Consider the following 26,067-nt stretch of genomic DNA (forward strand, 5'->3'; position numbering starts at 1 on the left):
AAATTAAACGTTTAACATATTTTAACTAATTAAAATTATAAATAGTTATGTAATTTTAAATTAAATTCAAAATAAGATAAATATTATTTACACGCAATCAATATTTAGTGAATAAAATTTTACTATCAGATACATTTACTTTAATATTCAATTTTTAGTGAAATAAATTCAGTTTGAGTCTTGTTTTAAATTTTGTTCTTTTAGAAAATAAAAAACCACTTTTTTAGAAGTGGTTTTTATTATTAAAAAGAAAAATAAAAGTCTAATCCAAAAGATTATTTTCTTTTACTTTCACTGTTGATTGTCGTCTGTCTATCTTAATCTCCTGACCATCGGGACCTGTTGCTCTATATTTAGACTGAAGATTATTTGAATTAGGATCTTCCATAACTTCTTTTCTTTTTTTCAAAAATTTAGATTTATCCTTTACATCAAAAATATTAACATATTTAAGCGGCTCAATTAATTCACTCACTTTTGCAATTTCAACAGCAGTTATTAAGATTGATTTTTCTTCATTATAAACTTCTAGAATCAGACCATTTAACCCTTTAAACCTAAATGGACCTTCAGAAATAGGTATTGAAGGAGAATACCAAGCATAATAAACTTTGCCTGTATCCGATGTTGTTTTTGCCAAATTACAAGAATAAGATAAAATTGTCTTCTTCTTTCCTTTAATTAATTCCCATTTTAAAGCAGGTTCCTCGAACCTATATAAATCTTTTCTCCCAATAGGTAATGTTGCTATTATTTGATCCCCATCCTTATAAACACTACTTTTAGATCTGGGAACACTATTTACAGACAGGACACCATAATTACCCGCATTATCATGTAAATAATCATAATATTTTTTTGCACCTTCATCCGCATATATAGATTTTTTTGCATTACATAATAATGAATAGCTAAAAACAGATGCTTCATTCTCATTTCTTAACAAAGTAGAATCTGGTGCCATAACCATGTAATAACGCACTTTTAAATCAGATTTATCACTTTCATTTTGAGCAAGAATCATAGTGCAAAACGTAATACAAACAAAGACTAATATATTTTTCATTTTATTTATAATGCCATTATTAAAAAATTCCATTAGTATTTCTCAGAATACAATAATGGAATTAGTTTTTATTAAAAAATATTTACTGTTTTAAATTCTTTCTTTTGTAATAACATTAAAAGAATTTTTCAAATTAAACGTAAAGTTTTCAACAGGTTTCACACCATGAAGTTTACATATACGATCATTTGTTTCAATTAATTCATCCATATAATCATCATACTGACTAGCTGACATTTGTCCAATCGGTGTATCAGTATACATGTTAAATGTCCAGCCACACGTTGACTGATATAAATAGCCATATTGAAGTACAGCTTTAGCTTTAAAACTCACTTCACCACTTTTTGCGCTTACTAATCCTGTAAATCCTAAGCTCAAAATTAATAACATTTTTTTCATTTATTGAATTTTAATTGTTTAAGTCTCAAATATATAACTTAAATCATTTTTCCCAGTCGTATGAATAAAACATTTTACTATTTATATCGGTTCTAAATAAACACATAATATTCATTAAAGTAAAGCAAAAAAAAATCCCTATTTTTGTGAAATGAGTCAAAAATGGATTTACAAGCCCGAACCCGATGAAGAAATTGTGGATGGATTAAGTTCGTCTCTTGGTTTTGGAACTTTTGAATCTAAGTTACTCGTTCTTAGAGGAATTGACAATTATCAAAAGGCAAGAGAGTTTTTTAAACCCAACCTTACCGACATCCACAGTCCTTTTTTAATGGCAGACATGCAGAATGCCGTAGAGCGAATTGCCAATGCCATCGAAAACGGAGAAAAAATACTGGTTTACGGCGATTATGATGTAGACGGAACTACCGCTGTAGCCCTGATGTACTTATACCTCAGCAAAATTGTTGAGAAAAAATATTTAGACTATTATATTCCGGACAGGAATTCCGAAGGATACGGGATTTCCACGGAAGGTATTGATTTTGCAAAAGAAAACGGATTTTCATTAATCATCGCTCTCGATTGTGGAATCAAGGCGCTTGATATGATAAGCTATGCCGAGAATTTAGGCATTGATTTTATTATTTGTGACCACCATTTGCCCGGAGATGAAATTCCCAGCGCCGTTGCCGTTCTGGATCCGAAAAGAAGCGACTGCCGCTACCCTTTCAAGGAGCTTTCAGGATGCGGAGTGGGTTTCAAACTTTGCCAGGGATTGAATACAATTTACAAACTTCCCGAAGCAGAACTTTTTGAATTAACAGATTTGCTGGCGATTTCTATTGCCGCAGACATCGTTTCCATGACCGGCGAGAACAGGGTTTTGGCTAAAATGGGCTTAAAAGTTTTAAGAAAAACAAGAAATTTAGGATTAAGATTATTAATTCCTGAAGATAAGCTTTCCCACTTTGAAATTTCAAATATTGTTTTTGAAATTGCCCCGAAAATTAATGCTGCAGGAAGAATTTCACACGGAAAAGCCGCGGTTGAATTAATGGTTTCCGACAACCTGAAACATGCCAATCAGATTGTAAGTGACATCATGAACCTTAACGACGAAAGGCGTGAGCTGGATATGAACTCTACCCTTTCCGCTTTAAACCAAGTTATTGAATCTCAACAGGAAACAAAATACACAACCATCGTTTATCATCCCGAATGGAACAAAGGAGTGATTGGAATTGTGGCTTCAAGACTGATTGAAACCTATTACAAACCGACACTCGTTTTTACAGACGGGAATAATGGTGAAATGGTAGCTTCGGCAAGATCTGTATCGGACTTCGATGTACATGAGGCATTGGATATGTGCTCAGAATATTTCTTAAAATTCGGAGGACACCACGCTGCAGCAGGGCTTTCGATGGAGAAGGATAAATTTGATGCTTTTAAAGAAAAATTTGAAAGGGTCGTTTCCGAAAAAATCAAGGAACATCAGAAAGAACCGTCTATTACGATTGATTCTGAGATCCAGATTGATGAGATCAACAGAGAATTTATCAATTTCCATAGAAAACTGGCGCCTTTCGGACCTCACAATATGAAACCGATTCTGGCTTTAACGAATCAAAAAGTTTCCGGCTATATCAAAACGATGGGGAAAGATAACAATCACCTTAAGTTTTATATCAAGCAGGAATCTACGGGAAGAAATATTGAATGTGTTGGTTTTAAGTTGGGTCAATTTGCAGATGATTTTAGAACTAAAAATTTCGATTTAGTCTTCACACTGGAAGAAAATCACTGGAAAGGTAATGTTACCCATTATTTGAATATTAAAGACGTGAAATTCAGGGATTAGGAAATATTATCATGAAAAAAGTAGGTTTATTTTTCGGTTCTTTTAATCCTATTCATATCGGACATTTGATTTTGGCAAATTACATCCTGGAAAATTCTGATATGGATGAATTGTGGTTTGTAGTGAGCCCGCAAAATCCGTTCAAAGACAAAAAATCTTTACTGAAAGATCACAACAGATTGGATATGGTGCAGCTTGCCGTAAAAAATTATCCGAAAATGAGAGCTTCCAATGTAGAATTTTCACTTCCACAGCCGAGTTATACGATCGATACACTCACTTACCTTCATGAAAAATATCCCGACTATTCTTTTAGTTTAATCATGGGAGAAGATAATTTGGGAAGTTTACACAAGTGGAAAAATTCTGAGCTTTTGATTAAAAACCATCATATTATCGTATATCCAAGGGTTTTTGATGGAGAGAAAAAAGATTCCGAATATCTGAATCATGAGAATATTTCATTGATAAAAGCTCCAGTCATTGAACTTTCTGCCACAGAAATCCGAAATATGATCAAAGCCGGAAAAAATGTAAGGCCTATGCTTCCGCCCGAGGTTTTTGATTATTTGGATGGTAGTAGTTTTTATAAGTAGTTATTATGAAATTTTATTTATTTACATTTCTTTTCTTTATTCAATTATTTGTTTTCGGGCAAAATAATCCACAAGAAGACTCTCTTAAAAGAGAAAGAGAGCATCGTGAAATGTATGAAAATCGCAGAAAAAAACATCATGAAAATTGTACCAGAGATTCACTAAAAGCCGTTACTGATTCTAAAATTCAAAATAAATATTATATCAATCTTGTTGCTCCTAATGGTGATAACTTTCTTCCCGCAGAAGAACTAAAACAGATACTTAATAAACATCATATTATTTGGGGTGGAGAATGGATGGGAAGTGATTTCGGAGGTTATGCGCCTTATTCTTGTTATTATGTATATATGACAAGATTGACTGAGGAAAAATTTGGTAAAGAATTTATGGATGGTCTTGTAAAAGAATCTCTTTTAAAATATATTGATAAAAATCCGTCTGTGATTTTTAAATATAATGATCACTTTGATTTACTTTATGATAATGATGATCTCTCAGACGATAAAATAATTAATGAGTATTTTTTAAAAGATTTTACCTATCCTAAAGGCTACGAGGTTTCCAAAGAAAAAAACCAGTATTTTACCGAGGTAAAGTTGCACTTTAATAAAGATACACACAAATTATCAGTAATAAATTTCAAGCATCATATTGATAATAATCATAACAAACAATTCATTCCTTATTTTGAAAAAAAAATCAGAAATTTTGTTAAATCCCGTAACTTTGTAAACATAGATCATACAATATATGAAGTAAAAACATACTTCAAAATTTATTATAAATAACTAAAATGGACTTCATTGAAAAATTTTTCTCAAAATATTCCCAGGAAAAGATCATTAAATGGTTTAAGCAAATCTGCGTGGCCGAAGCGATTACCTGCTTTCTGCTGTACGGAGTTGCCATGATCTGGAAAAGATATGACGAAGAAGGTATTTTGTCTACTATTTTCATCATTATAATCGGGAATATTCATGGGTTGTTTTTTACCCTTTATCTTTTATTTTGCCTTCCGGCAAGGAAGATTTTTAAGTGGGATGATGAAGATTTTGTGTTTGCATTATTATCAGCATTTTTCCCTTTTGCCACCATCTGGGTCGAAAAAAAACTGGCCCGCTTCGACAGAGAATAAAAATAATAAAGGATCTTTTTTGATCCTTTTTTTTATGCTTTTTTTTATTTTTCACTCAACTATTCAGCTGTAATTTTTTATAAAACCGACATATTTTCATTAATTATTTCATCTCGTTTTTAAGGTTTTTAAAAAAAATTTAAAGCTTCGATGTAACAAAATTCCTCCCAAAATTGTCTAATTAATAACAAAGTTCAGAGAACGGAAAAATTTAATTGAAAATTTAACTACTGAAAATCAGATCGTTAAATTTATTTTAAAAACATTTTAAGTACTTTGTATTGCAAGATACTAAATTAATTATATATCTTTGCAATGTTAAATAATAACAAATACAAGCTATTAAACCACTAAATTATACCAACATGAAAACGCCTATTCTCATTGCAGCCATATTTTTCAGCGGATTGACTTTCGCACAAGAAAAAAAACAAGACACCGTAAAAACTAAAACCATAGAAGGGGTAACTATGACAAAACAGGTTTTCAAAAAACAAAGTGACCGTTTTGTATATGATGTCGCAGCATCGCCGGTTACCAAAGGAAATACAACTTTTGATCTTTTGAAGCAGACTCCTCTCCTATCAACGACTGACGATAAAACTTTAAAAATTGTAGGAAAAAATAACGCGGTTATCTACATCAATGGCAGAAAAACCAATATGGATGCAGAATCTTTAACTCAATTCTTAAAAAACACTCCTGCAGAAAATATCCAGAAAATTGAAGTGATCACCGTTCCCGGAAGTGAATTCCAGGTTGAATCTTCCGATGGAATCATCAACATTATTTTGAAGAAAAAAATGAGTGACGGTACCAGCGGAAACATGAGAATGTCTAACACACAAAATAAATACAACTCAAGCCAGGCAAGTTTTTCCGTGAATTACAGAAAAGACAAACTGGGAATTAATGCCAATTTAAGTGGCGGTGAAAATATTAATCCACAGTCTTATATTTTAAGAAACAAAACCGGTAATGTTCAAAATGAATCCATCGGTGATATCGACGATCCAAACAAAAATATTGGCGGATACTTAAATATTGATTATCAACTAACTGAAAAAAGTAATCTGGCTCTATCCTGGAACTCTTGGGCCAATAAAAGTTATAACTCAACCATCAATTTATTGAACACCATAACGAGATATGATGATAATGGGAATTTAGTTTCTACTGATTACACCAAAACGAAGAATAAAGAAGATGCAAGGAATTACAACAACTCTGTTAATTTAAATTATGAATTAAAGCTTGATTCTCTGGGAAGCAAATTGAATCTGAATGCCGCTTATCTTAATTATAAAAGATTCCAGTATTCTGATAATAATACGATGATTAAAGATGCTGCAGGAGATTTTACCAAAAACAGCAAAAAAATAATCCAGGATATTCCTCAGATCATCAATAACTTCTCTGGAACGGTAGATTATATTCAGAAATTTAAAAATGACTTTACTTTTTCTGCCGGAGGAAATTTTAACAAAACAAAAACTGATAACGACACAAAAAATTACACCTATCCTTACGATATTTCAGGAAATCAGCTTCCTTCAGATAACGACTTCAACCATTTTATATATGATGAAAACATCTACGGTTTATATGTAACTTTTGAAAAGAAATTCTCCGACAAATTCTCCGGAAAAGTGGGAACAAGATATGAGATCACCAACAGTTTAGGAACTGCAGACAGCTGGAAAAACAATGTAGAATCTAACCAAAAAATAGAAAGAAACTACAATAATATTTTACCGTATGTAAGCTTCAACTATGCCATTAATGATAAAAATAATTTATCTTATTCATTTTCAAGCAGAATGAGAAGACCAAGCTTCTGGGAGCTGAATCCTGTGAAAAATATTATTACAGAAGATAATTATACCCAAAACAACCCTTTTGTAAAAGCATCTTCTACGTATAACCAGGAATTGACGTATATGTATAAAAACTCATACTTCCTTATTTTGAATCACACGTATGTAAAAGATCAGATCACTCAGGTTCCTTTACAGAGAAGCTATATCGACCCTAAAACGAATCAGGAAAGAATACAGTTAGCTTATATCAGAACCAATTTCGGGGACAAGCAGGAAATGTCTGCGATGGTGGGAATTCAGAAAACATTCTTCAAACAATATCTGACAACCAATTTCAATGTTGGAGTTCAGCATAATACCAATGATGGATTTTTGAATACAGATCCTACGACAGGCCAGGTTTTTGACGATTATATCAATAAAAGAAAGTCAACAAGTCTTGTTATTCAGACCAACAACACGCTTCGTCTTGACAAGAAAAAAACATGGTTCTTAGGGGCAAACTTCTTCTACGTAGACAAACAACAAATCGAGCTTGGAGTGCTTAAAAACTTAATGAGTTTAGATTTAAGCTTAAAGAAAAACTGGAACGACTGGACTTTTGCAGTGAATGTAAATGATGTTTTAAGAACCAACATCGTGGAAATCGAAGATTTACAGGACAACGGAAACTACAACTACATCAGAAACGACCAGTACAGAAGAAACCTAACGGTAAGCATCACCTACAACTTTGGAAACCAGAAGGTGAAAAAAGTAAGAGACATCGAAAGTGCTTCTGATGCCATCAAAAACAGAACAAGATAACAATCATTTCTTCATATAAATCATTTTGTATAAAACTCGTCGGGAAATCGACGGGTTTTATTTATATTAACACGAAATAAGCACAATATTTGCATCAGTAGAAGCGGGCTTTAGCCCGTTTAAATAAGATAAAAATTCAATCGGCTTTAGCCAAAACTTATAGTAACATTTGCTTAAAAAAATGAAAAAACACTTACTAATTTTAATAGCGTTAATGACACTCTTAGGATGTCAGCAAAAAACAGTAAACGTCGGGAATAACATTTCATTTAAAGTTGAAAATAATGTTTCGTACGGCAAAAATCCTAATCAGAAAATGGATATTTATCTACCGGAAAAACCAAATAAGAAAAATGACATTTTTATCATCATTCATGGAGGTGGATGGCGCAGTGGAAATAAATCTCAATTAACATTTTTCACCTATTCATTAATGGAAAAATTCCCGGAAAATGTTTTTGTTAATATGAATTACAGACTGGCTTCCAAAACCCGTTTCGCTCTTCCCGTTCAAACCGAAGACATTGAAAATGTAATGGATTCTTTAGAAAAGAAATTAAAATACAAACCCAGATTCATTCTCCTGGGAAACAGCGCCGGTGGACATTTATCGATGTTTTATGCCAATAAATCCGACAAAAATAAAAGTGTAAAAGCCGTTATCAATATCGTAGGTCCCGTAGATTTGAACGATCCCGGTTTTAAAAATTATGATGAATACAGCTTTGTTGAAAAACATCTAATCGACCCAAAGATTGTCGACAAAAATATTTCCCTGATGGATTTCGGAAGCCCGGTGCATTGGATTAATAAAAACTCACCGCCTGCTTTATCTTTTTACGGACTGCATGATACGGTTGTTCCTTTATCACAAAAGAAAATCTTAGATTCGGCATTGGCAAAAAACTCTGTCTATTATGAATCTTATGAATTCAACGGGAACCATCTATCGTGGGAAAAAGAAACCAACTCAACATTTTTAATCAGCAAAATCGTTCAGTTCATGAAGAATATCAATAAAAAATAAACGCTCTGAAATTTCAAAGCGTTATTTTTTTTTATTGAAATAAAATTGTGTTTATTCGTGAAAAAATTCGCGATATTCGTGTTAAAATCAATATCCCAAAGTTCTCTTAGCCTCAATCGCCGTAGTATTAAGCGTATTCAAACATCTTTCAAACTTACTTGTACTGCTCAGATCCCAGAAAGGCAGTAAAACAATCACAGAAACATCAGATTTCGGATCATAAGCCATCATCGACAAATATCCTTCTGTAGCACCGTTGTGACCATAGCCAATTCCCTGGAAGTTCGAACAACCCAAGCCATAACCGTTGGTAGTAGCAGCACCTTTGTTTGTTCTCATCAACTCTGCACTGGAAGCATATAAAACATTATCACCTTTCATTACGCTTCTGATATATTCCGTAAGCATGGTCATCGTTCCTATTCCGTTTCCTTCAGCGATGTGTGCACTTGCGTTTTTCAGGTCGGTAACCTCATCATGATCAGAATACTTGATAAATCCTTTCACATAAGGCGAAGGCAATTGCTTGTCGGAAGCCAGCTCAGGAAATTTAATTCCTAATGGTTTTTTAGAATTCGGACCGACAATTTTATCATACATAAAATCTCCGTATGTTTTCACAGAATTCACTTTCTGAGAATATACTCTCGCGATAATCTCTCCCAAAATCGAAAACCCTGTATTGGAATAATGATAAACCTGATTGGGCGAACCATACGTAAGATTATGATCCGTCAACACTTTCACATAATCCGAAGCTGAAAACTGGAAATCAGGATTCGTTGCCAGCATATAATCTGCATAAGTTTCTCCTCCGATATTGTATTGTGAAGCATCGTTCGTTACATCATAAATTCCTGCGTTATGCTGTAAAATCTGGCGGATGGTGATTTCATTTTTATGCGGAAAATTCCAGTCTGCAACGTCCGGTACATACGGAACAGTTGTCCCGGGAATATTAGCAGTGATTTTATCATCAAGATTCAGCCAGCCGTCCTGCATCATTTTTAAAATCGCTGTTGACGTAAAGTTTTTTGTGTTGCTTGCAAAACGGAAATAAGTATTTGGTGTAACGGCGGTTCCGTTGGTTCCCTTAACTGTACTGAAAAAAGTTCCTTTGGGTGAAACCACATATACACTCAGCGAAGGAACATCCGTATTTAAATCTTTCTGAAGATTTGTGTGAATATTTTTTACGGCAGCATCTAATTCCAGCTGATAATTTTTTTCCGTTTCATCATCTCCACAGCCCGCAAAAATAAAGGGTAGAAATAACGAAAGCGAAAGAAGTTTGAGTTTTTTCATAGTTTATTCTTTCGATTTATTTTATGCTGCTAATTTCGGTATTTTTTGGAAATATTTCAACGAATTGGGATTATGTATTTGAAATTTGTTTTAAAACAATGATTTACCGTGTAAAAATTCCTATTTTTTTATTGGTTATCGCAAAGGCGCAATTTTTATTATAATTCTTGGTTTTTAAGGCGCAAGGATTTTATCTGCGATAAAATTTAAGACTGTATAGTTATTTACTTAAAATCTTTGCCGAAAATCTATGATTTTCTTGCGTCTTAAAAACATAATAATAGTTTAAAAAAACTTTGCGTCTTTGCGATATCCAACAAAATATTTTAAAAGTAAATTCAAAAAAAGCCTCAGAAATATTACATTCCTGAGGCCTTTTTATTTTAATTAAAATTTTTATTCTGATTTAAAAATTTCTGTTCTTTCTGAAATTCCATTTGCATTGAAAGCTTCGATCTGGAAATAGTAGGCATCCGTTCTGTCGGCTCCGGTGAAGAAATATTCGTTCTTTCCGTATACCATGATGCTTCCGTATAATTTGTCCGGAGATTTTCCCCAATAGATTACGTATCCATCGGCATCCTGATTCTGTTTCCATTTCATCCAGATACTTCTTCTTTCACCATATTTTTTTGGGTCAGCTCGTAGCGGAACAAAATCTTCCACTTTTTTTGGTGCAGGTCCGTCCCCTTTTCCGAATACTCTGAATCCGCTTAATGCAAATTTTCCTGTTGGCATCTTTAAGTTTTCCATTTTCAGGAATCTTGCTTTGGCAGGTTTTTCAAGTTCTACATAATCATGAGGAACGTCTTTGGTATTTTTGCTTTTATCAACAATCACATTCCATTTTTTACCATCGTTTGAACCATATATTTTATACTGATGCATTTTGCCTAAAGTTTTACCCAAAAACTCAGCATCCTGATCCGCATAATTGATCTGAATCGCATTGATTGTAGAAACTTCTCCTAAATCCGTCTGAAACCATTCCCCGGAATTTCCGGTTTTTGCACTCCAATAGGTCTTAATATCTTCATCCACTGCAAAGTTAGAATGATATCCGCCTAAAGTCGAGGAAACCTGAACTGGCTTATTGTAATTCAGCAACATCCATCCTGCAAAAAGACCTTTTGAAAAATCTTTTCCCTGAGCGTACTGCGGAAGGAATGTCGGATAATCGCCATAAGCTGTATTGGTGTACATCACATCATCTTTATCAAATCCGGCAGGCCAGATTCCCAGTCTTCTTTCAAAATTATTTTTAGTCGAAATAAAAATGGTTGAAATATGCCACCAGTTTTTGTAATTATCTTCAAAAGTTGCGCCGTGTCCTGCTCCTCTGGCAAAACCTCCCGGCTTGTAGGAAAACGGATTATGCTGCTGATATTCAAACCCTTCCAAAGGATTTTTACTGACATACACTCCATCCGAATATCCACTGAATTCCGTTGCCGGAGCGCCGTACTGCATATAATATTTTCCGTTGTGCTTCGTCATCCAGGCTCCTTCTACGAAAGGCTGTAAGAAAACATTGTCATTGTATTCTCCGAATCTTTCCCAACCGTGATCTTCCGGTTTTAATCTGATAATCGGCTTTACGAAACCTTCTGACTGCAATGTATTGACTTTCACTTCAGTTCCTAACAATGGCCATTCATTGCTTGATCCCCAATATAAGTACAGCTTATTTTTGTCTTCATCATAATGAAAAGCAGGATCCCAGGCTCCGACTTTCAGGGTGTCAACAGCAATTTTCCAGTCGTCTTTGGTAGGATTTGTGCTTTTCCAGATCGGGAAATCCTGTTCCCACGTTGATCCGAAAACGTATAATGTATCTTTCATCGCCCAAACGGCAGGGGCATTCAGGTCGTGCTGATATTTATTGTCACGAAGGAATTTTCTTTTCACAAATTTCCAGTCGAGCATATCGTCGCTGTACCAGTATCCTTCCTGATTGGTAGAGAAAAGGAATAATTTGTTTTTAAAATTAACAATCACAGGATCCGCCGTAGCACGGTGTCTGCCTTGTTTTGAAAAGTTTTCGAATGGCGTATAGCCATAGTCGATGTTGATCGGGTTACAAAATGTTTTTTGCTGTGCATTCAAACTAAAGCCCAGAAAAATAGCTACCCAGAAAAAGTACTTCTGCATCTTCATATTTTTTACTTTAAACGCAAATTTAGTTAACTTTTTTGGGTTTCCTCCAAATAAAACCGTCTAATAAGTAGTGTGTAAGCTGAGGAACGACTAATAACGGAACGAGAAACTGAAACCAATTCGTCGAAAGATTTACATTTAACGAAAAATGTTCATTCCAAATTAAAATTTCCCATAAAAATTCCTCAAAAAAAGCAAATCCTAAAATAATCGCGATAAATAAAAAAATTCCTAAAGTTGAACGAAAAACAGAAAATTTATTAAGTTTAGTCGTTTCTTTCTGTTTTATTTCCCGAATATAAACCAATGCAACGTAAGGAATTCCGTGGGAAATGACATTCAAAAAGGTAAAAACCAGATCATTATTAAAATAGACAATACCGAAATACCATGAAAGATAAGTTCCTGTAATTAATGTGATTTTAGGAATATTAATTTGTTTAGTTTTAAAGAATTCAACTACAGTTTTAATGATCCAAACAGACAGAATCAAAACATATAAAACGGTGATGAAATTTGTATAATCAGGTAAGTTTTTAAGCCAATTAAATTCATTTTCAACAAACCAGGTAAAAGCCCGCGGCGTTTTAAACCAATACAACATCGAGAAAATGGTGGCAGAATAAACGGCAATCTCATCAATTTTTTTGCTCCAGTTATTCGGTTCGAATCGCGCATAAATCTGCATAAAACCGTATTGCTGCCGGATAAAATGAAAAACAGCAACCAAAGCCAGAACCGACCAGAATGTAAGACTTCCGAATTGGTATAAAATTAAACCTAAAATCCAGCTTAATGCAGGAATTCCGTAATACAGAAGTTTCCTTTTCTGAATTTCTTCTTTTACAAAATAGGTTTTAAATAAAGTCGAATATACATGCGCCACATCCACAAAAACAATCAAGAAAAGCCAGGTATAAAAAGAATAATGATTTTCCAGTCCCTGAATCTGTTTCTGAAAAAGAAAAATAATAAACAAAATCAAAAAAGGTGGTGATAAAATAAACCAACCATCTGTTTTCGCATTATGGATCCAAGGTTGTTTCATATCATTTTTTCTGCGGTTCTCCAGCCTTGATAAAAGGCTTCTTCAAAAATTGAAATACCCGATAAATCGGTGTGAGCAAAGAAAATTTTTCCGTCGATCGGCTGTTTTGCTTCCTGAGTTTTTACGCCAAAAATCTGATTCGGAACCGGTGCAATCATCGCGTGACCAATCTTGTGAAACTGCATTTCAACAATGAAATCCTCGATCAGAGGATGTGCTTTTTTCAGATCCTCCAAAACGAGATTTTGAAGTTCGCTTTCATTCATGGAATACAGCTTTCGCCTTGCCTTTCTGCAATCGTCCGTGGAAAAACTTTTGTAATAAGTCATCACTTTTTCGCCCATGATCTGATCTACATTTTGATGCTGGTCGTAAATATATCCCAAACCATCCGAACCATAAATTACATTATCCCAAGCCAATTCTTCATCTCCACCGAACTGGTTTTTCAGGGTAATCGTCGTTAAAAGCCAGGGAACATAATTAAAATATTTTGCCTGTTTATCATTAAAAATTCTTTCGTTGACAAATTGAGGTATTGCAAAAAGAACTTTTTCCGCAAAGATTTTTCTTGTTTTTTTCCGGGCATTATCAAAACTTAAAACCTCAACGCCGTCATTGATTTTAACATCAAAAACTAAATTTTTCGTTAAGCTCTTTCCTGCCGTATATTTTGAAAAATGCTTTACCAGTCTTGCATTTCCTTCCGGCCAGGTGAAAACCTGATCTTTATATTTTTTGCTCCAGTTGTTTTTTCTTCCTGCAAAATAATGAATTCCGGCCCAGGCTGAGACATGGTCAATTCCCAATCCGTAATCGTCCCGGCATGAATAATCTAACAGCCAAAGCAATTCTTCAGATTTAAAATTTTCTGTCGCAAGAAAACTTTTAAACAACATTTTTTCTAATTGAATCAATTCAGGGTCTTCACTTGAATCTTCAACCGGAATTGCAAAGAAATATTTTCCGTCCGCTCCTTTCCCGTCACGGAAATCATCCATTAATTTGAAAAAGCGGTCAAACTCTTTCTGAGTTTCTGCGGAAACTCCTTTTTGTGGAACAATATCATTTTGCCATGAATTTTTAAAAAATAATCTTTCCTGTTGCGGAAAAGTCATTTGATATTCATCTAAAATCGGTTCTCCATTTTCATCATCACCCTGATAAATATTGCATTCTTTTAAAAAATCGATGATTTCCGTATTTTCTTTATTCGGCAATGGCAGATAATGTGCTCCCAAAGGAAATTTTGAAAACTTATTTTGTCCGCTTGATGAATTTCCTCCTAAATGATCTTCCATTTCGAGTAACAGATAATCATTTTCACTATTCTGGCTGAAAAATCTACATGCAGAAAGCCCGGAGATTCCACCTCCGACGATGAGATATTTTGTATGGATTTCTTCTGTAGGTTTTGGAAAATCTTTAGCCCAAAGCTTGTGGCCTAGAACATAATCAGTGCCGGTGATTTTTAATAAAAGTGACTTCCCTTTTTTACTGCAATATTGCAGAAAAGGAAGCATCAGACTGCCTAAAAATAGTGTTTTAAGGAAATCTTTTCTACTGTACTTTCCCCCACTCCTCATCAAAATATCGTACTAAAATTTGATTATCCAATCGATTGACTTCCACATCTTCCGTTATCATGTCTTTGGAAAAATATGACATTTGAGGGAAGTTGTAATCGTAAAATTTTAAATTGGGAATTCTCCTGTAAATCTTATTGTTAACAGGCTCAAAAGACGCCATCGAAAACCCCCACTCTCCGAAAGACGGAACATAGGTGTGATACGCCGAAGTAAAAGGAAAAATCTGATTGATCGTTTTCTCGATACACCAAAAAGATTTTGGTGCAAAATAGGGAGAAGTGGTCTGAACCACAATTTTTGTGTCTGGAGTGGTCAATCGTTCCAATTCTTTATAAAACTGCAGAGAATATAATTTTCCCAAACTGTAATTGGACGGATCCGGGAAATCGATGATGATGACCCCGAATTTCTGCTTGTTTTCTTTAACCCAAATATAAGCGTCTTTATTAATGATCTTCACCTTCGGATTTGATAGAGAACTCTGATTAAGTTCCCGCATGGTTTCATTGGTCTTGAAGAAATTGGTCATTTCTCCGTCCAGGTCTACCAACGTGATATCTTTTACTTCTTTATATTTCAAAACTTCACGAACTGCAAAACCGTCGCCACCGCCTAAAATTAGAACATGATCGATATTTTTCGCCATTGACATCGCAGGATGAACCAATGCTTCATGATAGCGGTATTCGTCGGTGGAAGAAAACTGCAAATTATTGTTTAAATATAATCGAAACTCCCGGTTATTCCTTGTCAAAACAATTCTCTGGTAAGGCGAACTTTTGGTGTAAACGACATTTTCACCGTATAATTTTTCCTCCGAAAATGATAAAATTTTGTCTGAAAAAATAAAAAGTATCAACAGAAAAACAAAAGCTCCGATTGCTTTTATCTTCAACAAAACCGGCTTTGAAAGCTCTTTTTTAAGATAAAAACATAAAAAAATGGCGATCGAAATATTAATTAAACCAAAAAATAAAGGTGTTTTTACAATACCTAAATTCGGAATTAAAACCAAAGGAAATAAAATTGAAGCCAGTAAAGCCCCGATATAATCGAAAGCAAAAACATTTGAGACCAGATCTTTAAACTGAATCCTGTCCTTCAAAATATTCATCAGCAACGGAATTTCCACGCCAACCAAACATCCCGTGAAAAAGACAAAAAGATATAAAACAGCCTCAAAATGCGCTAAAGTATTGAATAAAATAAATAAAACTACCGAACTTATTCCTCCGACAATTCCGACAAGGATTTCTATTTCCACGAATTTGTCGATCAGATTTCCTTTGATGAATTTCGCAAAATAAGAACCTACCCCCATCGAAAAAAGGTAAACCCCGATAATAAAAGAAAACTGTTTCACAGAGTCACCCAAAAGATAACTCGCCAGAGCTCCTGCAACCAATTCGTAAATAAGTCCGCAAGTCGCAATGACAAATACCGAAAACAGCAGTAAAAGTTCAAGAGGAATCCTCTTCTTATCCATGAATCGCTGCGCTTATGATAATTGAAATCCCGATGATAAATGCTCCGAAAATAATCGCCAATGCTACATTCTGGTTTTTTGAAATCTCATGCCACGTTCTTTCCGGCGTTAATTTTTCAAGAATAAAATAGCAAATCAGCAGAATAGCGATGCCTAAGAATGAATATAGTAACGAGTTGATAACCGGTAAAAAATTAATCTGATCCATAATTTATATTTTTATTTGTGATAGTATCTGTAATAGCCCACTCCACCTGAAGAATGACGCCTTGTTGTCCCATCTCTGTAGGTTTCGGTCTTTGCACAGTCGCACACCTGATTTCCCGAATAGGTAAGATACACAAACCAACTCAGAAACATCCCACCAATAAGGCACAAAAACCAATTTTCTTTAATGTAATTAATAATATTTGCCATAATTTACGATTGAGGATAAGGTGAGTTTGAACTGTTTTTCCACTTCGCAACATTGAAAAGATGTCTTCCCCAATAGCAGCCTATGAAAAAAACAATCATCAGAACCAAAATAATTCCGAAATTCCAGAAAGATACCGGAAGCCATGTTGCCTTAATATCGACATAGTTGGAAGAAGTGACAGGCTCTGCAACAGCCGGAAGAGGCTCTGCATTTATATTTAAAAGTGAGTCTAAATTTTTCCCTTCAAATGCCTTCTTTACCATATTTCCCGTTCCCGTCTGATCACCTTCCAGAGTTTTAAGATCACCAAACAACACCGATTCAAAAGTATTGTTGTTGATTACATTGATGAGTCCTGTATTTTCTCTTTTTATGGTCACTGTACCGTCGGGTGAAGTGTAAGTAGATGCGGGAACAGTAGTATCGATAGTTTCCTGCCTTTCTGCAGAAATCAGGAAATGGTACGTTCCGGAAGAAACTCCGCAAAGATTAAATTCTTCCGTTGTGCTTCCTTCCGACCAGCTTTCGCCGCCTTCAACGCCGTGATATTCTTCGATGTCTTTGGATGTGTAAACAATTTCATTTGTCTTTTCGTTTACAAGACTTAGCTGAACATTGGCCCACGAATTATCAACTCCAGAAAAAACTTTCACCTTCATAGGCGCAGAACCTCCCGAAAGGGTAAAACTTTTGCTTACCATTTCTTTGTTTTTTACCTCCTCAAATCTGATGGATTGCTCAAAAACAGGATAATTGCTTCGCGTCGTATAAACATAGACCTGCAGGAGACAAATCAAGAGGGCAACAACACAAAAAATATTTATTAATTGTTTAATATTAAAATAATAAGGCTGAACAATGCCTATTCCCGTATAATTTGGAAGATTGGGAATGTTGAAAGCTTTTTTAATTGTATATTTTGAAATATGCCGTCCGAAAAAATATTCCAATGAATCTCCGGATTGCTCCTGAGAGATCATCTGAGTTGCATTTACCCACTCTTTATATGTGGCAATACCGAAATTCAGTCTATCTTCAAAAAAACCTGCAGCTGCATGAATCGTGCATTGTGTAGTTTCATACCAACGGTAATTTACTCCATGCAATTCGGCTACTTTTCCATTCTGTTTTCTTTTTACATCCATTTCGTTGATGAGATGCAGAAAAACCCAATGGCCATCACTTTCGCTCAAAAAAGCACTGTTTCCTTTATCATCTTTTAAATAATATTCTCTCCAAAAAATGCTGGACCCATATTTCCTGATGATAATTCCCGTAACCCGGTATGCTGTTCCGTCGATAACTCCCTGTTGACCAATTTCCAGAACAACATTTTCGATCGGTTTTTTTACAACTTTCGTAGATGTATTTTTGCTGACATCAATAAGATTAGAACATGATTTGCAGACATATTCTACAGGGTGAAAACTGGCATCAATCTTATTCTCAGTCTTACATAAGGGACAAGTGTAATGCATTTTTATCTGTAAATTTTGTGTTTTTGAATAATTTTGGCATTGAAATACCCGATTACCTCATCTGCAATCTGCTCCACTTTTTCCGTATTATCCTGCATATAATTACAAAGGAAAACATCAAAGGTCAGTTGTTTAAATTCCGGCCAGGTATGAATGCACAAATGAGATTCTTTCAGGCAAACCGCAGAAGTAAAACTATGATTTTCAAAAATATGATCGGTCACTCCCACAATTTCCACGTCTTTTGTAGCTAAAATTTTCTCAGTAAAACTTAAAAAACCTTTACTGTTTAATAACAAATCTTCTGACTCCGTTTCCAAAGTCAGAAGAATATGTAAACCTTTGCTTGATAATGGTTTCAATTAAATATTTTTCACAAATATATTATTTTTTCGGCAAGAAAACCTCAGCTAGCATACAACGCGCACTTCCTCCACCGTTTACTTCAATGGTATTTAAATCTGAATAGATAATTTCGCAATATTTTTCAATATTTGAAACTTGTTCGGGCGTTAAAGATCTGTAAGCCGTTTCACTCATAACAAGGAATTTTTTGCCCTCCTTATTCTGAACCTGCAGCATATTTCCTGCAAACTGCTGCATTTGCTCTTCGGAGATCTCGATAATTTCTTTTCCTGAATTTTTAATCGTTTCAATTACTTTTTCTCTTTCCAGTTCATCATCGATGCAATCCAGACAAATTACAACAAATTTATCGGCAACACACATCATTACGTTGGTATGATAAATCGGAAGTCTTTCTGTACCCACCGTTTGAAATGAATGAAAAACCACCGGTGTAAAACCATATTTCTTACAAAATTCCCTGAATAATTTTTCATCCAGCCTTAAAGAAACCGAACCGTAAGCAATTTTATTATCGTGATCGAAAATCATGCTTCCCGTACCTTCCAGGAAATGTCCCTGTGTTTCAGGAAAAGACCAGTCGTCAATTTCATCGACTTCAAATCCCTGATCTTTGATCGTTTCAATAATATCTTCTCTTCTTTCGACTCTTCTGTTTGATGCGAACATCGGGTATAACACCACTTTCCCGTCATTATGAAAACTTACCCAGTTGTTCGGAAAAATCGAATCCGGCGTGTGAGGATCTAATGTATCTTTAATCGTGATCACATTAATTCCTTTGCTTTTTAGTTTCCCAACAAAGGTATTGAATTCCGCAAGTGCCTTCGACTGAATGTCTGAGCCCGTCTGTTCAACCTGGAAATAATTATTTTTCGCCGTTTCAGCGTTGTAACCGAATGCGATCGGCTCTATCATTAAAACTGTATCTGCTGTTTGCATTTTTTGTTTGATTTAAAGATTAAAAAACTCTCCCACACTAGAACACTCCGACTCAAATCACTCCCTCACAAGCGGCATCGTAGAACACCTCAACAAACCACCCATTTTAGAGATCTCCCTGTACGGAATTTCTTCAACCGTCATTCCCCATTCGTTTCTTAGATGATTATTCATTCTTGTAAATGTCTTGTCGGAAACCACAACTTCCGGGGATATTGAGAAAATATTCGGGAACATTTCAAACATTTCTTCGGCTGTCACATGGAAGCAGTTTTCTTCCCCGAAAATATCAATGATCAGACGGTAATCGCTTTCATCAACAAAACCATCCTTGTAAATAATGCATTTATCTTTACCAATCGGGTTAAAAGTACAATCCAAATGCAAAATTCCTTCGTATGGAACCTTGTCATTTTTCTTTAATTCCAGATCGATGATTCTCTTTTTAGGAAAATATTCCTTAAGAATTTCGATGGCATATTCATTTGTCCTGGCAGTTTTATAACTTCTGTAATCTTCACTGAAACAAGTACCGATAAACAAAAAATCGTCCCAGACAATTACGTCTCCTCCTTCAATATGAGCCGTTTCCGGAAGATTGATGATCTTTCTCCACGCTACCTTTTCAAAAACTTTTTTGTAAGCCTCCTGTTCATCGGCTCTGTCTGCAATCACGTTGGAAATGATCATTTTATCATCAATAACAAAGGCTACATCTCTTGCGAAAACCTGATTGTAATCTTTAATAATGCTCGGACGAAGAACTTCTACGTCATATTTTTTTAAAACTGCTTCAAAAGCGTTCATCTCATTAATGATATCCGCTTCTTTAGGATACATATTGTGTTCGATTGAGTAATACGACTTCGCGTCATAACTTTCCTCTAAGGTAGGAACCGGCCCCATTGAATTGGGTTGACCTAAAACTACTGATCTCAGCCTTCCCGTTTCGTTTTTAATGTTTAGTTTCATAAAGATTTATGCAATGATACAAATATAAGTAAAGGTCTCTATTTGGGAAACTTTTGAACCATTTTTAGGATTAGAATTAAATTTTATTCTGTAAAATCATCTTATTGCAGGTTTTTACTCAAGTTCATGGTTAGACTGAAAAGGTTATTCTCTTAGATAAAGCTTATTCACAGATAATTTTATTCACAACATATTGTTTGTTAATTATTTATCATTAAAATTTAATTAACATTAATATAAAATTCATATATTAGTGAAATAATTCATAGAATTAGAACCTAAACTATTAACAATCAAACACCAAAAACATGAACACAAAAAAAGCCGTGCTGAAAAACGCACAAAAATTAGGTAGAGAACAGCAAAAATCAATTATGGGAGGAGGTATTTCTGCAGCAAAACGCTGCTGCGAATGGGACTTCGAAACCGGAGCCTGCACCCTTTGGACTTGTGACAGATGCCAATGCCCATAACCAAAATCAGACCCAAAACCTGCTTTTCGAAGCAGGTTTTCTTTATCTCGTTCTGTTTTCCTCTTCCGTTCTCTGCAAATCATTTTTCTGATATTCTGAACTTCCGAACTGATAACTTACACTAAAAATCAGACGCCGACTGTCCCACCAATGTCTAAGCCGATTATCCATAATCTGTTTATGCCTGAATTCCAGCTGCTGGTCGTAGGAGTCGAAAATATTATTGAAACTTAACTTTGTATTCAATTTATTCTTAAACCAAGCTTTTTGAAGCGAAAAATCAACTGTATACCGAGGTTTTATGATGTACAAACTGTTCCCTGTTTTCGACTCATAATTGGTAAAAAGATTGACCGTGTAGCCTTTGGGGAGTGTAAAAACCTGATTGAGCCTTATTTCATAATTATAAATTCTTAACGCAAAAACCTCATCCAAATAAGGCCTGAACTCATGATTGTAAAATCCTGAAAGTTGGGTGTTTATGTTCCACCACTTTGCTATTTTCACAGGGAAATTGGTTTCCAGAACGGCAAAATTCCGGTAGGGTAAATTTGTTCCCAGATATTCCAAAACATTCGTTTGCGGGTTGTAAAGCGGATAACGTGTCATGACATCCTTTTCTTTTCCGACCGTAAAACTTGTCACCCAATTTTTGTATCGGTAAGTCGCTTTGATCTGGCTTGTGAAAGACGGCTGCAGATAAGGATTCCCGATCCAGTAATTCAACGGGCTGAAATAAAACCTGAACGGATTGAGCTGTGAAAAGACAGGTCGTGTGATTTTTCGGCTGTAAGAAACGGAGAGTTCATTATCTTTATTAAAACCATAATTTGCGCTGAAAGAAGGCAGCCATTCCAGGTAATTTCTCGAAACCACAGAATCAATCGTGATGGCGTTGGAAGTACTTTTTGTGTTTTCAAATCGTAATCCTGCATTGATTTGAAGCTTATTAAATTTCTGATTATAAGCTAAATATCCCGCCAATATTTTTTCTTTATATGAAAATTGATTGCTTCGGGTCGGATCAAAAACAAACTGATTATTTACAGCCAAAGTATCATATCGGATATTGTTGTTCGTATGAGAATTGCTGTATTTTATTCCGGCTTCAAAGGTTGCATTTTTGATTTTTTGTGAAACATCAATCTGAGAGGTGTAGATCGTAATTTTATTCAACAAATCGGATTTCCAATAGGATAAAAGCTGTGAAGTTGGCTTATCTCTATTGATAAAATCATCGTTTTGCTTATTCTCTACGGAAAGATAATTTCCTAAAAAATTAAGCTTAAAATTTTTATTCTGAAAAGAATAATCGGTTGTAATTCCGTAATTATTTTGATTGTATAACGTAGGATTTTCACTCTCTGTGTTAAAAACCAATTCTGTTTCGTCCTTATTTGTGGTGTACAAAGATCCGCCCCGATTTCTATCGATTTCCCTAAAATTTCCTCTCAAATTTAAACCTAATCTGTTTTTATCATTAAGTCTAACATCAACTCCGAACTGAAAATTTTTCACTTTGTTATCATCATTCTGAAAAGTGGAAGTTCGCATAACATTTGTATTTGCCAGCCTTTGCAAAGCATTATATCGATACGTTGAAATCCCGCTGTTGTAGCCCAACTGCAAGTTGTAAGCAATTTTTTGCGTGTTGTACGACAAGTTCAATGAGTTTTCCCGATAGTTGAATCTGTTTACAGAAACATTTCCATTATAATTCCCTTTCCAGCCGAGATTGGTGTTCTTTTTTAACCTGATACCAATAATTCCTTTAAATTCTGCATCATATTTCGAAGAAGGATTGGTATTCACTTCAATGGATTCAACCATTTCAGGCGAGAGTGAACGAAGATAAAACTGCAGTTCCTGACTGCTCATGACAACAGGTTTTCCATCGATGAAAATGGCGGGAGAAATTCTTCCACCGATAAAAATTCCGTCTTCGGAATCAACTGTCACATTCGGGGTTTTTCTGAGAACGTCCAGTATGTTTGTTGATGTTTTGAAATCCCTATTTCCGGAAACACTCATCACAATATTTCCGTCATTCAGCTTCAGGTTTCTTCGGGACGATTGGATGATGACTTCCGAAATATGTCGGGTTGAATCATTTTTGACACGTTCTTTTTTGTCTAAAGAATCGGATTTTTTACGATTTACAATTTCTTGTGATTTGGCAAAAATTGATAAAAATAATAACAAAAGAAAAATCCATACTCTGGTGTTCATACATTTTAAATTTTATGAACCAAAAGTATCGTACGGAAGTAAAGATCAGGTTTTGAAGTATAAATTCCGAAGTACAGAATTATAAATTTGAACTCTGAAACCTTTGCTCAGAAGGCATTTGTGATTGTTTATATAAAAGTGGCGTTGTATTTTTAATCTTCTTAAAAGTCGAAAAAAAGGTAGACTTGGAATTGAAACCCACCTCATATCCTATTTCCTCAATTTTCAGATAAGAATCATTTTCGATCATTTCACAGGCTTCATTTATTCGGTATTCATTAATATAGGTAGCAAAACTTTTCCCTAAATTATCATTCAATAACTGCGAAAGCTGATGCGACGACATATTCATTTTTGCGGCAAGATCATTCAGCTTCAAATTCGGGTTTTTGTACAATTCTTCGTGATGCATAAGTCTTTCCAGCTTGGAAACAAAATTATCAGCCAGTTCGCCGGAGATCTTTTTGTTGGAGTATTTATTCGCTTCTTTTGATATCGCCGGCTGATATTTTTTATTAAACAAAATCAAAAAATTAGCATACAAAACAAATGAAAACACCAGACTTCCTCCCGCACAATACACCTGAATCCAGCCGGTAGAAATCAACTGGTAAACAAGAAAAATTACCACATTGCTCAATAAAACTGGAAGAATAAATTTATTCGGATTCTTTGATTTTTGTTTAAAATAAACATAATACTGATATACTGAAAGAAAAACGAAAACAGACCAGACCGTATAGACAAACGTAGCAAAATATTTATCCCAAGTAATCGGGAAGAATAAATACAAAAGCCCGACAACACCTAAAATAACCGTCAAAATTCCAAAAGATTTCCTGCAATTTTTAAAAATAAACTGATCTTGAAGAAACGATGATTTTACATAATAAAACAAAGCCGGACCTGTGAAAAACAAAGCCGCCAGTCCAAAATATGGAACAATTCTCGGCCATTCCGGGTAGAAATAAATACAAACCGAGATCCCGACCCTGATGCTTAATGTCAATAAAATTAATCCTAAAAAGAAATGCGGAATGTATTTCAGTTTTTTCACAAAAAGCAAATAAATCCCCAGCAGAAACCCATTGAAAGCTCCAATTGCGCTGAAAAAGAATAACATTTGCTGTCCAAAAGTCATTGGATATTAATTTTTTGTGATCGGAGTAAATTTACTAAAATTCTTACATTCAATTTCAGATAATTATACAAATTTATTTTTCCAGACGGCTGAGAATTACATTTTTAAGTCTTTCCTCATGCTCATCTCCCCACTGTCCCAAAGCCGAAATGACAGGAATTAAAGTTTTACCGAATTCCGTGAGGCTGTATTCCACTTTCGGAGGAACGACAGGGTAAATTTTCTTTGTGACCAGCTCATGGTCTTCCAGCTCTTTCAGCTGTATATTCAAAACTCTTCGCGAGGCATCAGGAATTTTTCTCTGCAGCTCGCTTGGGCGCAAAAAACCTTCATTGATAAACCATAACAAACGGATTTTCCATTTGCCATAGAGAACTTCACCGATGAGATCGAGCCCGCAGTTCAGATTCGGAGGAATTTTTCTTTCATACATAAGACAAAATTAAGCCAATGTTCCAAAAACAGCAATAGGGGAAAAATTTATCCCTATATGAATCGTATTTCCGTAATTGCACAAAATAATAATACGGCTGAAATTTGTACAAAAAAATAAGATGAATGTACCATTTAATTTTAACAATGAATTAGCAGGAAAAACGGCTCTGGTAACCGGAGGAACAAAAGGTACGGGAAAAGCCATCGCTGAAAGACTGTCAAATGCAGGAGCAACAGTGATTATCACCGCCAGAAATACACCGGAAACGAGCGATGAAAAATTCCATTTTATCTCTTCTGATCTCAGTAAGCCTGAAGGTACGCAAAAAGTTGTGGATGAAGTGTTATCAAAATTCGGGAAGCTTGATATTTTAATTAACACCCTTGGAGGTTCTGAAACAAAAGGCGGCGGATTTTCTGTGTTAAGCGATGAAGATTGGGAAACAACCATTCAAACCAATTTGCTGGCTCCGGTTCGCTTAGACAGAGGGTTTTTACCACAAATGATCGATCAACAGTCGGGAGTGATTATCCATATTGCTTCCATCCAGGGAAGGTTGCCGCTTTATGATTCCACTTTACCTTATGCCGCTGCAAAAGCAGGTTTAATAAATTACAGCAAAGGTCTATCTCAGGAAGTTTCGTCAAAAGGCGTTCGCATCCTTACGGTTTCACCAGGCTGGATCATGACCGATTCTTCGACAAGAATGATGGAAAGAATTGCTGAGAGTTCAAATTCAACCATAGAAGAAGCGACTCAAAGCGTGATGGATGCTTTGGGTGGAATCCCGATCGGAAGACCTGCCAAACCTGAAGATATTGCAGAATTTGTAGGATTCCTTGTATCTCCGAGAGCCAGCTATCTTACCGGAACTGAATATGTCGTAGACGGGGGAACCATTCCTACCATATAACTAACCTTAAATACATCATAAAATGAATTTACCAATCGTATTAAAAAATTTACTAGAAGCCCAGAAAAAATCTGACAGCCTTTTGTATTCTGAATGTTTCACGGATGACGCCGTCGTTTTCGATGAAGGAAAAACCCATAAAGGAAAGGATAAAATAAGACAATGGAATGAAAAATCAACCGAGGAATATCAATTCCAGATGGAACCTTTGGAATTTTCTCAGGAAGATAAAAACAGCATTTTAAAAGCTAATGTTTCAGGCAATTTCGCCGGAAGCCCGATTGTACTTACTTATACATTTCAGATTGAAAATGATAAGATTTCTTCTTTGAAAATCTCCGGATAAATTAAGATTTGTTTTAATAATTATCTAACAGCAATAAAAAAATCCCAA

General features: G+C 34.9%; 25 protein-coding genes. 9 read left to right on the plus strand and 16 right to left on the minus strand.

Annotated features, from left to right (window positions below; translation table 11 throughout):
* Positions 1–262: 262 nt before the first annotated feature.
* Both BMX24_RS12470 and BMX24_RS12475 read right to left on the minus strand, forming a co-directional pair.
* Positions 263–1,066 carry a GLPGLI family protein gene (locus BMX24_RS12470; RefSeq protein WP_170835707.1) on the minus strand — a complete coding sequence of 268 codons (804 nt, stop codon included), beginning with the start codon at positions 1,064–1,066 and terminating at the stop codon, positions 263–265.
* Between the two features lie 90 nt (positions 1,067–1,156).
* Positions 1,157–1,468, minus strand: a complete 312-nt coding sequence (locus tag BMX24_RS12475; protein ID WP_089793203.1) for a hypothetical protein — start codon at positions 1,466–1,468, stop codon at positions 1,157–1,159.
* A 151-nt stretch (positions 1,469–1,619) separates the two neighbouring features.
* Here BMX24_RS12475 and recJ point away from each other — a divergent pair, with 151 nt between their 5' ends.
* From recJ to BMX24_RS12505, 6 genes are all read left to right on the plus strand, one after another.
* The gene (gene recJ, locus BMX24_RS12480; RefSeq protein ID WP_089793205.1) at positions 1,620–3,332 is read left to right on the plus strand and encodes a single-stranded-DNA-specific exonuclease RecJ; all 1,713 of its coding nucleotides are present in this window, start codon (positions 1,620–1,622) and stop codon (positions 3,330–3,332) included.
* Positions 3,333–3,343: 11 nt separating this feature from the next.
* A complete protein-coding gene (gene nadD / locus BMX24_RS12485) occupies positions 3,344–3,928 on the plus strand; it encodes a nicotinate (nicotinamide) nucleotide adenylyltransferase (protein WP_089793207.1) in 585 nt (194 codons plus the stop codon).
* Between the two features lie 5 nt (positions 3,929–3,933).
* Positions 3,934–4,719 carry a hypothetical protein gene (locus tag BMX24_RS12490; protein ID WP_089793209.1) on the plus strand — a complete coding sequence of 262 codons (786 nt, stop codon included), beginning with the start codon at positions 3,934–3,936 and terminating at the stop codon, positions 4,717–4,719.
* Between the two features lie 5 nt (positions 4,720–4,724).
* Entirely contained in the window at positions 4,725–5,066 is a 342-nt protein-coding gene (locus BMX24_RS12495) for a DUF3817 domain-containing protein (RefSeq protein WP_089793211.1), read from the plus strand.
* Between the two features lie 365 nt (positions 5,067–5,431).
* Positions 5,432–7,693, plus strand: coding sequence for an outer membrane beta-barrel family protein (locus BMX24_RS12500; protein ID WP_089793213.1), 2,262 nt, complete (start codon positions 5,432–5,434; stop codon positions 7,691–7,693).
* A 181-nt stretch (positions 7,694–7,874) separates the two neighbouring features.
* The gene (locus tag BMX24_RS12505) at positions 7,875–8,720 is read left to right on the plus strand and encodes an alpha/beta hydrolase (RefSeq protein WP_089793215.1); all 846 of its coding nucleotides are present in this window, start codon (positions 7,875–7,877) and stop codon (positions 8,718–8,720) included.
* Positions 8,721–8,807: 87 nt separating this feature from the next.
* Here the strand turns inward: BMX24_RS12505 and BMX24_RS12510 are convergent, their stop codons facing one another.
* The 11 genes from BMX24_RS12510 to BMX24_RS12560 all read right to left on the minus strand — a co-directional run bounded on the left by BMX24_RS12510 (position 8,808) and on the right by BMX24_RS12560 (position 20,481).
* Entirely contained in the window at positions 8,808–10,025 is a 1,218-nt protein-coding gene (locus BMX24_RS12510; protein WP_089793217.1) for a serine hydrolase domain-containing protein, read from the minus strand.
* A gap of 396 nt (positions 10,026–10,421) precedes the next feature.
* Positions 10,422–12,176 carry a discoidin domain-containing protein gene (locus BMX24_RS12515; protein WP_089793219.1) on the minus strand — a complete coding sequence of 585 codons (1,755 nt, stop codon included), beginning with the start codon at positions 12,174–12,176 and terminating at the stop codon, positions 10,422–10,424.
* 28 nt (positions 12,177–12,204) lie between these two features.
* Positions 12,205–13,230 (minus strand): hypothetical protein, encoded by a 1,026-nt coding sequence (locus BMX24_RS12520; protein ID WP_089793222.1) that lies wholly within the window; start codon positions 13,228–13,230, stop codon positions 12,205–12,207.
* Positions 13,227–14,816, minus strand: coding sequence for an NAD(P)/FAD-dependent oxidoreductase (locus BMX24_RS12525; protein ID WP_089793224.1), 1,590 nt, complete (start codon positions 14,814–14,816; stop codon positions 13,227–13,229). Before BMX24_RS12525 ends, BMX24_RS12520 begins: the two co-directional genes overlap by 4 nt.
* The gene (locus BMX24_RS12530; RefSeq protein WP_089793227.1) at positions 14,791–16,305 is read right to left on the minus strand and encodes a polyamine aminopropyltransferase; all 1,515 of its coding nucleotides are present in this window, start codon (positions 16,303–16,305) and stop codon (positions 14,791–14,793) included. The genes BMX24_RS12525 and BMX24_RS12530 overlap by 26 nt, the downstream gene beginning before the upstream one ends.
* Positions 16,298–16,513: a DUF350 domain-containing protein gene (locus BMX24_RS12535; RefSeq protein ID WP_089793228.1), complete on the minus strand. Its 216-nt coding sequence runs from the start codon at positions 16,511–16,513 to the stop codon at positions 16,298–16,300. Before BMX24_RS12535 ends, BMX24_RS12530 begins: the two co-directional genes overlap by 8 nt.
* A gap of 11 nt (positions 16,514–16,524) precedes the next feature.
* Complete coding sequence (locus BMX24_RS12540) at positions 16,525–16,722, minus strand: hypothetical protein (protein ID WP_228404838.1); 198 nt, start codon at positions 16,720–16,722, stop codon at positions 16,525–16,527.
* Between the two features lie 3 nt (positions 16,723–16,725).
* Positions 16,726–18,201: a DUF4178 domain-containing protein gene (locus BMX24_RS12545; protein ID WP_089793230.1), complete on the minus strand. Its 1,476-nt coding sequence runs from the start codon at positions 18,199–18,201 to the stop codon at positions 16,726–16,728.
* A 2-nt stretch (positions 18,202–18,203) separates the two neighbouring features.
* Entirely contained in the window at positions 18,204–18,563 is a 360-nt protein-coding gene (locus BMX24_RS12550) for an S-adenosylmethionine decarboxylase family protein (RefSeq protein ID WP_089793232.1), read from the minus strand.
* A gap of 22 nt (positions 18,564–18,585) precedes the next feature.
* A complete protein-coding gene (gene ctlX, locus BMX24_RS12555) occupies positions 18,586–19,509 on the minus strand; it encodes a citrulline utilization hydrolase CtlX (protein WP_089793234.1) in 924 nt (307 codons plus the stop codon).
* Positions 19,510–19,566: 57 nt separating this feature from the next.
* Positions 19,567–20,481 carry a dimethylarginine dimethylaminohydrolase family protein gene (locus BMX24_RS12560; RefSeq protein ID WP_089793236.1) on the minus strand — a complete coding sequence of 305 codons (915 nt, stop codon included), beginning with the start codon at positions 20,479–20,481 and terminating at the stop codon, positions 19,567–19,569.
* Positions 20,482–20,789: 308 nt separating this feature from the next.
* Between BMX24_RS12560 and BMX24_RS21210 the strand changes: the two genes are divergently transcribed.
* A complete protein-coding gene (locus tag BMX24_RS21210) occupies positions 20,790–20,954 on the plus strand; it encodes a hypothetical protein (protein WP_170835708.1) in 165 nt (54 codons plus the stop codon).
* A 42-nt stretch (positions 20,955–20,996) separates the two neighbouring features.
* On the opposite strand, the gene BMX24_RS12565 is transcribed toward BMX24_RS21210, so the two are convergent.
* The 3 genes from BMX24_RS12565 to BMX24_RS12575 all read right to left on the minus strand — a co-directional run bounded on the left by BMX24_RS12565 (position 20,997) and on the right by BMX24_RS12575 (position 24,757).
* The gene (locus BMX24_RS12565; protein WP_089793238.1) at positions 20,997–23,183 is read right to left on the minus strand and encodes a TonB-dependent receptor domain-containing protein; all 2,187 of its coding nucleotides are present in this window, start codon (positions 23,181–23,183) and stop codon (positions 20,997–20,999) included.
* A 79-nt stretch (positions 23,184–23,262) separates the two neighbouring features.
* Complete coding sequence (locus BMX24_RS12570; protein WP_089793240.1) at positions 23,263–24,324, minus strand: helix-turn-helix domain-containing protein; 1,062 nt, start codon at positions 24,322–24,324, stop codon at positions 23,263–23,265.
* Positions 24,325–24,397: 73 nt separating this feature from the next.
* Positions 24,398–24,757 (minus strand): winged helix-turn-helix transcriptional regulator, encoded by a 360-nt coding sequence (locus tag BMX24_RS12575; protein WP_089793242.1) that lies wholly within the window; start codon positions 24,755–24,757, stop codon positions 24,398–24,400.
* 121 nt (positions 24,758–24,878) lie between these two features.
* Between BMX24_RS12575 and BMX24_RS12580 the strand changes: the two genes are divergently transcribed.
* Together BMX24_RS12580 and BMX24_RS12585 are read left to right on the plus strand one after the other, a co-directional pair.
* Positions 24,879–25,673: an SDR family oxidoreductase gene (locus BMX24_RS12580; RefSeq protein WP_089793244.1), complete on the plus strand. Its 795-nt coding sequence runs from the start codon at positions 24,879–24,881 to the stop codon at positions 25,671–25,673.
* 22 nt (positions 25,674–25,695) lie between these two features.
* Positions 25,696–26,019, plus strand: a complete 324-nt coding sequence (locus tag BMX24_RS12585) for a nuclear transport factor 2 family protein (protein WP_089793246.1) — start codon at positions 25,696–25,698, stop codon at positions 26,017–26,019.
* The last annotated feature ends 48 nt before the right edge of the window (positions 26,020–26,067 follow it).

Source organism: Chryseobacterium wanjuense (genome assembly GCF_900111495.1).
GTDB classification, from domain to species: Bacteria; Bacteroidota; Bacteroidia; order Flavobacteriales; family Weeksellaceae; genus Chryseobacterium; species Chryseobacterium wanjuense.

What these genes read in the sequence shown, in the direction of transcription:
- BMX24_RS12565 (WP_089793238.1), bottom strand. Translation starts at nt 23,183, where the DNA reads ATGAACACCAGAGTATGGATTTTTCTTTTGTTATTATTTTTATCAATT.
- BMX24_RS12525 (WP_089793224.1), bottom strand. Translation starts at nt 14,816, where the DNA reads ATGAGGAGTGGGGGAAAGTACAGTAGAAAAGATTTCCTTAAAACACTA.
- BMX24_RS12530 (WP_089793227.1), bottom strand. Translation starts at nt 16,305, where the DNA reads ATGGATAAGAAGAGGATTCCTCTTGAACTTTTACTGCTGTTTTCGGTA.
- BMX24_RS21210 (WP_170835708.1), top strand. Translation starts at nt 20,790, where the DNA reads ATGAACACAAAAAAAGCCGTGCTGAAAAACGCACAAAAATTAGGTAGA.
- BMX24_RS12585 (WP_089793246.1), top strand. Translation starts at nt 25,696, where the DNA reads ATGAATTTACCAATCGTATTAAAAAATTTACTAGAAGCCCAGAAAAAA.
- recJ (WP_089793205.1), top strand. Translation starts at nt 1,620, where the DNA reads ATGAGTCAAAAATGGATTTACAAGCCCGAACCCGATGAAGAAATTGTG.
- BMX24_RS12520 (WP_089793222.1), bottom strand. Translation starts at nt 13,230, where the DNA reads ATGAAACAACCTTGGATCCATAATGCGAAAACAGATGGTTGGTTTATT.
- BMX24_RS12535 (WP_089793228.1), bottom strand. Translation starts at nt 16,513, where the DNA reads ATGGATCAGATTAATTTTTTACCGGTTATCAACTCGTTACTATATTCA.
- BMX24_RS12500 (WP_089793213.1), top strand. Translation starts at nt 5,432, where the DNA reads ATGAAAACGCCTATTCTCATTGCAGCCATATTTTTCAGCGGATTGACT.
- nadD (WP_089793207.1), top strand. Translation starts at nt 3,344, where the DNA reads ATGAAAAAAGTAGGTTTATTTTTCGGTTCTTTTAATCCTATTCATATC.
- BMX24_RS12510 (WP_089793217.1), bottom strand. Translation starts at nt 10,025, where the DNA reads ATGAAAAAACTCAAACTTCTTTCGCTTTCGTTATTTCTACCCTTTATT.
- BMX24_RS12515 (WP_089793219.1), bottom strand. Translation starts at nt 12,176, where the DNA reads ATGCAGAAGTACTTTTTCTGGGTAGCTATTTTTCTGGGCTTTAGTTTG.
- ctlX (WP_089793234.1), bottom strand. Translation starts at nt 19,509, where the DNA reads ATGCAAACAGCAGATACAGTTTTAATGATAGAGCCGATCGCATTCGGT.
- BMX24_RS12580 (WP_089793244.1), top strand. Translation starts at nt 24,879, where the DNA reads ATGAATGTACCATTTAATTTTAACAATGAATTAGCAGGAAAAACGGCT.
- BMX24_RS12490 (WP_089793209.1), top strand. Translation starts at nt 3,934, where the DNA reads ATGAAATTTTATTTATTTACATTTCTTTTCTTTATTCAATTATTTGTT.
- BMX24_RS12505 (WP_089793215.1), top strand. Translation starts at nt 7,875, where the DNA reads ATGAAAAAACACTTACTAATTTTAATAGCGTTAATGACACTCTTAGGA.
- BMX24_RS12470 (WP_170835707.1), bottom strand. Translation starts at nt 1,066, where the DNA reads ATGAAAAATATATTAGTCTTTGTTTGTATTACGTTTTGCACTATGATT.
- BMX24_RS12560 (WP_089793236.1), bottom strand. Translation starts at nt 20,481, where the DNA reads ATGAAACTAAACATTAAAAACGAAACGGGAAGGCTGAGATCAGTAGTT.
- BMX24_RS12570 (WP_089793240.1), bottom strand. Translation starts at nt 24,324, where the DNA reads ATGACTTTTGGACAGCAAATGTTATTCTTTTTCAGCGCAATTGGAGCT.
- BMX24_RS12540 (WP_228404838.1), bottom strand. Translation starts at nt 16,722, where the DNA reads ATGGCAAATATTATTAATTACATTAAAGAAAATTGGTTTTTGTGCCTT.
- BMX24_RS12545 (WP_089793230.1), bottom strand. Translation starts at nt 18,201, where the DNA reads ATGCATTACACTTGTCCCTTATGTAAGACTGAGAATAAGATTGATGCC.
- BMX24_RS12575 (WP_089793242.1), bottom strand. Translation starts at nt 24,757, where the DNA reads ATGTATGAAAGAAAAATTCCTCCGAATCTGAACTGCGGGCTCGATCTC.
- BMX24_RS12495 (WP_089793211.1), top strand. Translation starts at nt 4,725, where the DNA reads ATGGACTTCATTGAAAAATTTTTCTCAAAATATTCCCAGGAAAAGATC.
- BMX24_RS12475 (WP_089793203.1), bottom strand. Translation starts at nt 1,468, where the DNA reads ATGAAAAAAATGTTATTAATTTTGAGCTTAGGATTTACAGGATTAGTA.